The sequence below is a fragment of the Streptomyces sp. NPDC104581 genome, assembly GCF_055583685.1.
This window is the reverse complement of the sequence record NZ_JBVJNN010000084.1, coordinates 1-8,449: the sequence shown is the minus strand read 5'-3', so window position 1 is coordinate 8,449 and position 8,449 is coordinate 1. Positions and strand designations below refer to the sequence as shown.

Here is an 8,449-nt window from a genome sequence, read left to right as displayed (position 1 = left end):
GCACCACCCCCCCCCCCCCCCCCTCCCCCCCCCCCCACCCCCCCCCCCCCCCCCCCCCCGCCCCCCCCCCCCCCCCCCCCCCCCCCCGCGTCCGGAGGGGGTCAGACCGCGTCGGCCAGCGACAGGGTGTGCAGCATCTCGGGCGGGCCCGGACGCGCGTAGTACCAGCCCTGTGCCGTGTCGCAGCCCAGCCTGCGCAGGTGGTCGGCCTGCGTGCCGGTCTCCACGCCCTCCACCGTCACGGCCAGTTCCAGGCTGTGCGCGAGCGAGACGATCCCTTCGACGATCTTGATGTCGACGGCGTCGGCCGGGTGCTGCTGCATCCCCTGGGTGAAGGACCGGTCCAGCTTGAGCACGCTCACCGGGAGCCTGCGCAGATTGGCGAGGTTGGAGTAGCCGGTGCCGAAGTCGTCGAGCGCGATGTCGACGCCCATCTCGGCGAGCTGCCGCAGCGGTTTGAGCAGATCCTCGTCCGCGCCGATCAGCGCGGACTCGGTGACCTCCAGACAGAGCGAGCCCGGAGCGAGGCCGACCCGCTCCAGCACCTCCACCGTGTCGGCGACGAGGCCCGGGTGGTGGAGCTGGGCCGGAGAGAGGTTGACGTTGATCCGCACCGGGCCGGCGAACGAGCCGGCCGCCACCTCCTCCTGCCACGCCCTGGCCTGCCGTACGGACTGCTCCAGCACCCAGCGCCCGAGCGGCACGATCAGCCCGGTGTGCTCGGCGAGCGGGATGAACCGGTCGGGGCCGAGCACCCCGTGGGTGGGGTGGCTCCAGCGCACCAGCGCCTCGGCGCCGTGCACCTTGCCGTCGGCGAGATGCACCAGCGGCTGGTACTCGATGAAGAACTCGCCGCGCTCCAGCGCGGTCGGCAGGGCCGTGGTGAGCCCGTGCCGGGTGATGGCGCGGGCGTCGGCCTCGGCGTCGGCGTGCTCGAAGCGGTTGCCGCCCGCCGACTTGGCCCGGTACATCGTGATGTCGGCGCTGCGCAGCACCTCCGCCGCGGTGAACTCCCCCGCCTTGCCCTCCACGATGCCGATGCTGCCCCGGACGGTGAACTCACGGCCGTCCAGGCTGATCGGGGTGGCGAGCGCGCCGAGGATACGGGAGGCGAGGTCGTTCACCTCGCGTACGGAGTCGGGCCCCGTGGTCAGCGCCACGAACTCGTCGCCGCCGAGCCTGGCGACCATCTCGCCGGGCGCCGTCGCGCAGCTCTGGAGCCGGTCGGCGACCTCGACGAGCATCCGGTCCCCGGCGGAGTGGCCGAGGCTGTCGTTGATCGCCTTGAAGCCGTCGAGATCGAGGTAGCACAGGCCGAAGCGGGTCGGCCGCGGGGTGGCCGGGGTGGCCTTGGCGGCGCCCTTCGCCGTCTCTCCCGCGGGCTCCTTGGCCGGCTCCCTGGCGGGGGCGAGGGCCTTCTCCAGGCGCTCGAAGAACAGCGTCCTGTTGGGCAGTCCGGTGAGGGCGTCGTGGGTCGCCTCGTAGCGCAGCCGCAGATTGAGCAGCCGCCGCTCGGTGGTGTCCTCCAGCAGCGCCAGCTGGTACTGCGGCACTCCGTCGACGTCCCTGAGCAGCGAGACCGTCAGATTGGTCCACAGGACGGTGCCGTCGTTGCGGAAGAAGGGCTTCTCGGTCCGGAAGCTCTCCCGTTCGCCACGGACCAGCTCGCCGTGCATCCGCCAGACCTGTGGTCCGTCGTCGGGGTGCACCCACTCGCTGACGTTCCTGCTGCGGACATGGTGTTCGAGACCGCCGAGCATCTGCGTGAGGGTGTTGTTGACCTCCAGCACCTGGCCGTCGAGGTCGGCGATGCCGATGCCGATCGCGGCGCCCTCGAACACCGCGCGGAACCGGGCCTCGGTGGCGTGCAGCGCGTCCTCGGCGACGCCGCGCGCCGTGAGCGCGGAGCGCGCGATGGCCTCCTGCTCGGTGAGGGTGCGTTCGCGCAGCGCCAGCGCGAACCCGGCGGCGAGCGCGTGCTGGAGCCGGGCGCAGCGAGCCCGCAGCTCCTCGGCGGCCAGTTCGCCGGCCGGGTCGGCCGGCGCGCCGCAGTAGAGCACCAGATAGGCGTCGACGACGCCCAGGGAGCGGGCGAGCGTCTCGGGGTCCGTGCAGTGCACGGCCACCAGGGCGGCCCCTACGCCGTGCGCGGGCGCGGCGTCGAAGATCTTCTCGTGCAGGGCGTCCCTCAACCGGCGTGCCAGGGGCAGCAGATGCTGCTCGAACTCGGGCCGGGTCAGTGACGTGGCCGTCGCCGGGAAGATCGCCCGGCTCCAGATCGTCGCGAACCGCCTGAGCCGGTCCTCCAGTCCGTCCGGTTCCGCCGCTTCGTCGGGGACCTCCGCCGGTACCATCACGCCTTGCGTCCCACGCCGGCGAACCCGGACGACGCGTACGGGTCCTCCGGGCCGTCGGGGCTCTCGGGCCGCCAGTTCCCCATGGGCACCAGTCCGGGCTCGACGAGGTCGCAGCCGTCGAAGAACCGGGCGATCTCCTCACGGGTCCGCATGACCAGCGGGTTGCGGATGTCCTTGTAGACGCCGACGGTGCCGGCCACCTTCTCCTGGGGCAGCGGGATGCCCGCGTACGAGGCGTGGCACAGGACGACGAGGCTGCCGGGGGCGAGGGCTCCGATCAGCTCGGCGACGGCCTGGGCGGGCTTGTCCTCGTCCTCCAGGAAGTGCAGGACGGAGACCAGCAGCAGGCCGACCGGCCGGCTCAGGTCGAGGAGACCCGAGACCTCGGGGCTGTCGAGGATCTGCCGCGGTCTGCGGAGATCGGCGGCCACGACCCCGGCGTTGTCGTTGCCTTCGAGCACCGCCTTGCTGTGTGCCACGGCGACCGGGTCGTGGTCGACATAGACCACCCTGGCGTCCGGTTCGGCGGACTGGGCGACCTCGTGGACATTGCCGAACGTCGGGATGCCGGAGCCGATGTCGAGGAACTGGGTCACGCCCTCGCCCACGGCGAAACGGACGGCGCGGCGCATGAACGCCCGATTCGCCTGCATGATCTTGGGAAGTCCCGGCATGAACTCCATTGCCTTACGGGCCGCTTCCCTGTCCACTTCGAAATTGTGCGAACCGCCCAAATAGTAGTCATAAATGCGGGAAACGCTCGGCACCGATATGTCGATGCCTTGCGGTGCCCAGGCGGGACGCTCCATCGAGATCTCCAACAAGTCGCCATGGGTGAACGGCCTTGTACATGGCCGGTGTTCGAGCCGAGGCTACTGATCGCCCGCCAAGAGAGCGAGCTGAAACGGAAATTAGCGGTCCGTTCTCGGTCACACCCGAACCCTGACACGCAAACGGTCCGCCGTCACGCACGGGGGCGTGACGGCGGACCGGTCGGTCGGAGGCGCGACGTGGGGACTACTTGGGCGCTCCGACCAGCTTGGAGTCGGGAGCGACGGCGTACCAGGTGCCGCCGACGCCCTGACCATTGGTGTCACCGGGCTCGGCATCGCCGGCGAAGGTGTAGATCGGCCAGCAGTCGATGGTCTGCTGCTTGATTCCGTCCGGCCGGTCGAACGTGACGAAGCCCTTCTTGATGATGCCTTCGGTGTCGTTCTTGTCGACCGGGGCGACGACCGGCCACTTTTCGAGGCAGGCCCCGGTGCAGGCGGTCTTCATCGGCCACGCGCTGTCCTTCTTGAACCGATATACCGTCATACCCTGGGAATCCACGACGATTTCACCGAGCTTGGGATCCTTTCGCACGGACAGCCCGGCGAGATCCGCCTCGGAGGCACCGGCCTCGTCGTCCCCGGAGGCACCGAGGGCGGCCTTCTTGCCGTCGGGAGCGGAGGCGAACCAAGTGCCGCCCACACCCTGGCCGTTGGCGTCACCGGGGTTGACGTCCTTGGCGTAGCGGTACATGGGCCAGCCGCCGAGGGTAAGTTGCTTGGTGCCGTCGGCGCGGGTGACCTCGCCGATCTTCGACGCGTCGGTGCCCGCCGCCGCCTTGACGTCACCCGCGGCGACGACCGGCCACGCCTTCTCGCACTCACCGGCACAGTTCGACTTGGGCGGCTCGGCGGTGTCGTTGTCGAACCGGTAGAGCGTCATGCCCTCGCTGTCGGTGACGACCTCGCCGAGCTTCTTGCTGTCCCACACGGCGAGTTGACCGGCCGTCCTGGGCTCCGCCGCCGATTCGTCGCCGTAGCCGGCGTCCGAGCCGTAGCCGCCGTCGGCGGGTGCGGCGGCGCCGACCGCCTGGCCGTTGGGGCTCTCGCCCTTCTCCTGACCGCACGCCGTCGTCAGGACCAGTACGGCCACCGCGGTCACCGCGAGCGAGGCGTTCCGCCAGGTGTTCATGTCAACTCCCGTATTTCGTAGGCCAGTTGGGGCGCCAGGCCGCGCCGTTCATGGCCCTATGTACGCGTGGGAGGGTGAGGAGCGTTCAACGGGCTTCAAAGAATCTTCAGAAAGAAACGCGGAAAGCCCCGATTCCCCACGATCAGGCGAATCCAGCAGCATTTCGGCATGCCGCAGGCGGTGTTGATTCATGCTGCCGCCGTGAACCGATCACTTGTCGTACGGACCCTCGTGGTCACGGGGCTCCTGTGGATAGTCAGCACGCCCGTGCCGGCCGCGGCGGATGTCTGCGTCTCGGCCTGGACCGGGCCGGGCGGTGCGGGCGCGGTCGTCGTCATCGGAGACGGGCCCTGCCGGCCCTCACCGCCCCCTCCACCGCCGCCGCCTCCCGAACCCCCGCCGGAGCCGCCGCCCCCTCCCCCGCCGCCGTCGCCCGAGCCCCCGCCGGAACCCTCACCGCCACCACCGCCCACACCCGAACCCGAGCCCGAGCCGCCCGTGGTCGCCGAGCCCGCGCCCGTACCACCGCCGGTCGCGCAGCCGCCGGTCCGGCCCGTGGCGGACCCGCCCGCCCCGCCGTCACCGCCCGCTCCCCCACCGTCACCGGAGCCCTCGCCACCGCCGCCTCCGCCCAAGGCCGATCCGCCGGAGGTACGGGTCCTGCCCGCGTACAAGGCGCCGGTCCGCAAGCAGCCGACGAACAGCACGTCCGTCGTGATGCTCATGCTGCTGCTCACGGCGCCCGCGGTCCTCGCCGCCGCCATCCTTCGCCCCCGTTCCCGCTAGCTGACGGAGACCCATGTCGGAATGGCTTGTCCTGACCATCGCGATGGCCGCCGCCTGCGCGGTCGTCGTGACCATCGTCCTCATCAACAACCGGCGGGTCCCGGCCGACGACGACCCATCGGAGAGCCCTGACGTCCTCGAATACATGACGATGATGATCGGCGTGGTCTACGCGATCGTGCTGGGCCTGGCGATCGCGGGCGTCTGGGAGGCGCGCGGCGGCGCACAGGAGTCCGTGCGCCAGGAGGCGCAGGCCCTGCACGAGGTGCAGGCGCGGTCGGAGGTCTATCCGGCCGAGGTCCGCGACCGGATCCGGGGCGACGTCGACGCGTACGTCTCCTATGTGGTCGACACCGAGTGGTCCCACATGTCGGAGCACAACAGCCTCAGCGAGAAGGGCACGGCGCTGCTGGAGCAGGTGCGGCGGAGCGTCACCGACTACGTGCCGGCCGACGACCACGAGGCGCAGGCGTACCAGCCGCTGGTCGACGAGGTGGCGGCGGCCGACGACGCGCGGGGCGCCAGGGGCGAGAACGCGGGTGCGACGATGCCGGGGGTCGTCTGGTTCGGCCTGATCACCGGCGCCGTCGTGACGGTCGGGCTGATCTTCACCCTCCAGATCCGCCGTTCCTGGCGGGAACTGCTGCTGGCGGGTCTCTTCAGCGCGCTGATCGCGTTCCTGCTCTTCCTCATCTGGGACTTCGACGCGCCGTACGGCCGGGGCATCTCGGCGACGGCGGCCCCCTTCGCCGACCTCTTCCCGCACATCCGTTCCTGAGCGGGAGACCGGGACCGCCGGACGGGCTCGACGGGCCCGTCCGGCGGTCGGGGCGGGCCCCGGACGGCGGCGGTCGGGGCGCGCGGCCGGTCGGGTGACAGGACAACCCGTTCGCCGGACTGCGATCGCGGCGGTGACAGCACACTCCTAGCGTGCCGGGTATCGAGGTGCATTTCCCGCCATCCGCGGAAATCAGTTCCGCACTGCCCCTCGGAGACCCGGAGGATCGACCATGCGCGCGATACGTGCCGCGTCCGCCGCTCTGCTGGGAGCGGCCGCACTCGCACTGACCACGCCTGCCGTGGCCATGGCCACGGCGGCGGCCCCCGACCCGCCGTTCGATTTCGCCGTCACCCCCTCGGTCGTCGCCGCCGGCGGGGAGGTGACCCTCACGGTCACCGGTTGCAGCAGCACCGCCACCGCCGAGTCCGGTGTGTTCGACGACACCCCCGTCCCCTCCGGCGGTTCGGCGCGCGCCTCCGTCTTCTGGGACGCCAAGCCCGGCGCGATGTACGAGGTGACCTTCGTCTGCAACGGCGAGGAGGGCACCACCGACCTCACCATCGCGGGCGGCACCCCGTCCCCGACGCCGTCCCCGACCGTGACGCCGACCGGGACGGTGACTCCCACCCCGACCCGGACGACGACCCCGTCACCGACCAGGACCGGCTCCACCAGCTCCACGGCGATCGCGCCTCCCGGTGGTGTCAAGGGCGGCCTCGGCGGCAGCTTCATGGGCATGAACGGCACGGAACTCGCGATCGGCAGCGGGCTGGTCACCGCGGCGACCGTCGGCACCGTCCTCGTAGTGCGCCGTCGCTCGGCGAACCGACTGCACTGACCCCCCGACCGTCACCCGCTCCCCCGCCGGTAAGCGGAGCGGACGGAACGGCCGTCGCCCCGAGTCCTCTCATGGACTCGGGGCGACGGCCGTTCGACGTGCGGATCTCCGGCCGGGTCAGACGAGCGCGTTGCCCGCACGGCGGCGGCGTGCGATGAAGTACGTGCCGCCGACCGCCGCGGTACCCACCAGACCCGCTCCGACCGCCATCTCGGTCGAGCTGGGGCCGATGGAGCCGCCGAGGCCGCCCTCCGCGCCCTGGCCGGCGAGCACCCGGAAGCGGTGGGTCGCGATGCGGCTGTTGTCGCTGCACTTGACGGAGAGGTTGTAGTCGCCGGGCGTGGCGTGGTTGTGGATACGGGCCCTGGCCTCCGAGTGGCCCGAGGAGTTCACCGAGAGCTGCGCCGTGGGGAAGGCGTTGGACGTGACGGTGCCGCCGTGGCCGCAGCCGTCGACGGTGATGTGCAGCGTTCCGCCCTGGTGAACGGCGAACGGGTTGACGCGGACGTTGGTCGGGCCGTTGGTTGCCCCGGCCAGTGGGGCGGAGAGCGCCACGGCGGCGCAGGCCGCGGCAGTCACCATGAGAGCGCGTGAAGCACGCATCGTTGAGCCTCCAGCGGAAGACGCCCCAAAGCGGTGCTCCGGGAATTCGACGAGTACGCCCTCCATGACGAACCATCACCAACTGGTGCTCTCCCTGCATTTCGGCACTGGTCCACCCCGGTGAGGCGACACGCCGACAGGACGCGATCCGGCCTGACGGACCCGCAGGTCACAGACCGTCAGAAGTTTTTATATGACGACTACTCGAATGGGGCAGCGGCACGGGCGCGGACGGCCGCACCACCCATTCGCCCTCCAGCTCTCGCGGGCACGGACGTCCGCGCCTAGCGTGCGTGACAGGCGCCCAGGAAGGGAGAACCATGGGCCTTGCGCGCATCGGCTCGGAGTCGGGGAAACGCTCGCCCTGGGGCGTGCTGGCTCTCGTCATGCTCTCTGGTCTCGCACTGATGCGGAACGGGGCCGACGTGTCCCTCGGACCGCCCCAGCCGGCCTCGGCGGCGGCGCTGGACACCCGGCAGGAGCGGGTGACCGAGCCGGGGACCGTCCCCATCGTGAAGCCCCTGCCGTACGCCCCCATGTCCCGTGTGACGATTCCGGCCATCAAGGTCGACGCGCCCGTGATGGACGTGGGGCTCGACCCGGAGGGCTGGATCGCCGCCCCGCCCCCGCAGGACGCGAACATGGCGGGCTGGTACCAGAACGGTGTCGCCCCCGGCCAGCGCGGTACCGCGGTGGTCGTGGGTCACGTCGACAACCAGGCGGGCCCGGCCGTCTTCTACGGTCTCGGCTCGCTGAGCAAGGGCGAGCACATCGAGGTCACCCGGTTCGACGAGCGGGTGGCGGTGTTCGAGATCTACGGCGTCGAGGTGTTCTCCAAGGACGACTTCCCGGGAGCGCGGGTGTACGGCGACACCGGCCACTCCGAGCTGCGGGTGATCACCTGCGGCGGCGGCTACTCGAAGGCGGGCGGCTACGACGGCAACGTCGTGGTCTTCGCCCGGCTGGTGGAGACCCGCTGAGCGGACGGGTCCGTCCGGTACGGAGCGGGTGGGGGGGGGGGCGCCGCCCCACCCGCCGCCGTGTGTCAGCGCTTCGGTGGGGTGATGCCGTATCCGCGCCTCGGTACCGTGAGGGTGTACCCCCTCTTCCTAAAAACCGGAA

8 protein-coding genes are annotated in these 8,449 nt (G+C 71.2%); 4 read left to right on the top strand and 4 right to left on the bottom strand.

All coding sequences use genetic code 11. From position 1 onward, the window contains the following. Nucleotides 1-101: 101 nt before the first annotated feature. From ACZ61E_RS32405 to ACZ61E_RS32395, 3 genes are all read right to left on the bottom strand, one after another. Nucleotides 102-2,354 carry a putative bifunctional diguanylate cyclase/phosphodiesterase gene (locus ACZ61E_RS32405; protein WP_469703974.1) on the bottom strand — a complete coding sequence of 751 codons (2,253 nt, stop codon included), beginning with the start codon at nt 2,352-2,354 and terminating at the stop codon, nt 102-104. Further along, entirely contained in the window at nt 2,354-3,166 is an 813-nt protein-coding gene (locus ACZ61E_RS32400) for an SAM-dependent methyltransferase (protein ID WP_469703973.1), read from the bottom strand. Before ACZ61E_RS32400 ends, ACZ61E_RS32405 begins: the two co-directional genes overlap by 1 nt. A gap of 208 nt (nt 3,167-3,374) precedes the next feature. After that, entirely contained in the window at nt 3,375-4,319 is a 945-nt protein-coding gene (locus ACZ61E_RS32395) for an SCO0930 family lipoprotein (RefSeq protein ID WP_469703971.1), read from the bottom strand. Between the two features lie 201 nt (nt 4,320-4,520). Here ACZ61E_RS32395 and ACZ61E_RS32390 point away from each other — a divergent pair, with 201 nt between their 5' ends. The 3 genes from ACZ61E_RS32390 (at nt 4,521) to ACZ61E_RS32380 (ending at nt 6,724) form a co-directional block, all read left to right on the top strand. Beyond that, a complete protein-coding gene (locus ACZ61E_RS32390; RefSeq protein WP_469703969.1) occupies nt 4,521-5,105 on the top strand; it encodes a hypothetical protein in 585 nt (194 codons plus the stop codon). A 13-nt stretch (nt 5,106-5,118) separates the two neighbouring features. Then, nucleotides 5,119-5,883, top strand: a complete 765-nt coding sequence (locus ACZ61E_RS32385; protein WP_469703968.1) for a bestrophin-like domain — start codon at nt 5,119-5,121, stop codon at nt 5,881-5,883. A gap of 232 nt (nt 5,884-6,115) precedes the next feature. Then, nucleotides 6,116-6,724, top strand: coding sequence for a hypothetical protein (locus ACZ61E_RS32380; protein WP_469703966.1), 609 nt, complete (start codon nt 6,116-6,118; stop codon nt 6,722-6,724). A gap of 117 nt (nt 6,725-6,841) precedes the next feature. Here ACZ61E_RS32380 and ACZ61E_RS32375 read toward each other — a convergent pair whose 3' ends face one another. After that, nucleotides 6,842-7,327 carry a hypothetical protein gene (locus ACZ61E_RS32375; RefSeq protein ID WP_078073962.1) on the bottom strand — a complete coding sequence of 162 codons (486 nt, stop codon included), beginning with the start codon at nt 7,325-7,327 and terminating at the stop codon, nt 6,842-6,844. Between the two features lie 320 nt (nt 7,328-7,647). Here ACZ61E_RS32375 and ACZ61E_RS32370 point away from each other — a divergent pair, with 320 nt between their 5' ends. Then, nucleotides 7,648-8,307 (top strand): class F sortase, encoded by a 660-nt coding sequence (locus ACZ61E_RS32370; RefSeq protein ID WP_469703965.1) that lies wholly within the window; start codon nt 7,648-7,650, stop codon nt 8,305-8,307. Nucleotides 8,308-8,449 lie beyond the last annotated feature (142 nt).

Coding starts and splice junctions, on each gene's coding strand:
- ACZ61E_RS32405 (WP_469703974.1), bottom strand. CDS start 2,354: ATGGTACCGGCGGAGGTCCCCGACGAAGCGGCGGAACCGGACGGACTG.
- ACZ61E_RS32400 (WP_469703973.1), bottom strand. CDS start 3,166: ATGGAGCGTCCCGCCTGGGCACCGCAAGGCATCGACATATCGGTGCCG.
- ACZ61E_RS32395 (WP_469703971.1), bottom strand. CDS start 4,319: ATGAACACCTGGCGGAACGCCTCGCTCGCGGTGACCGCGGTGGCCGTA.
- ACZ61E_RS32385 (WP_469703968.1), top strand. CDS start 5,119: ATGTCGGAATGGCTTGTCCTGACCATCGCGATGGCCGCCGCCTGCGCG.
- ACZ61E_RS32380 (WP_469703966.1), top strand. CDS start 6,116: ATGCGCGCGATACGTGCCGCGTCCGCCGCTCTGCTGGGAGCGGCCGCA.
- ACZ61E_RS32375 (WP_078073962.1), bottom strand. CDS start 7,327: ATGCGTGCTTCACGCGCTCTCATGGTGACTGCCGCGGCCTGCGCCGCC.
- ACZ61E_RS32370 (WP_469703965.1), top strand. CDS start 7,648: ATGGGCCTTGCGCGCATCGGCTCGGAGTCGGGGAAACGCTCGCCCTGG.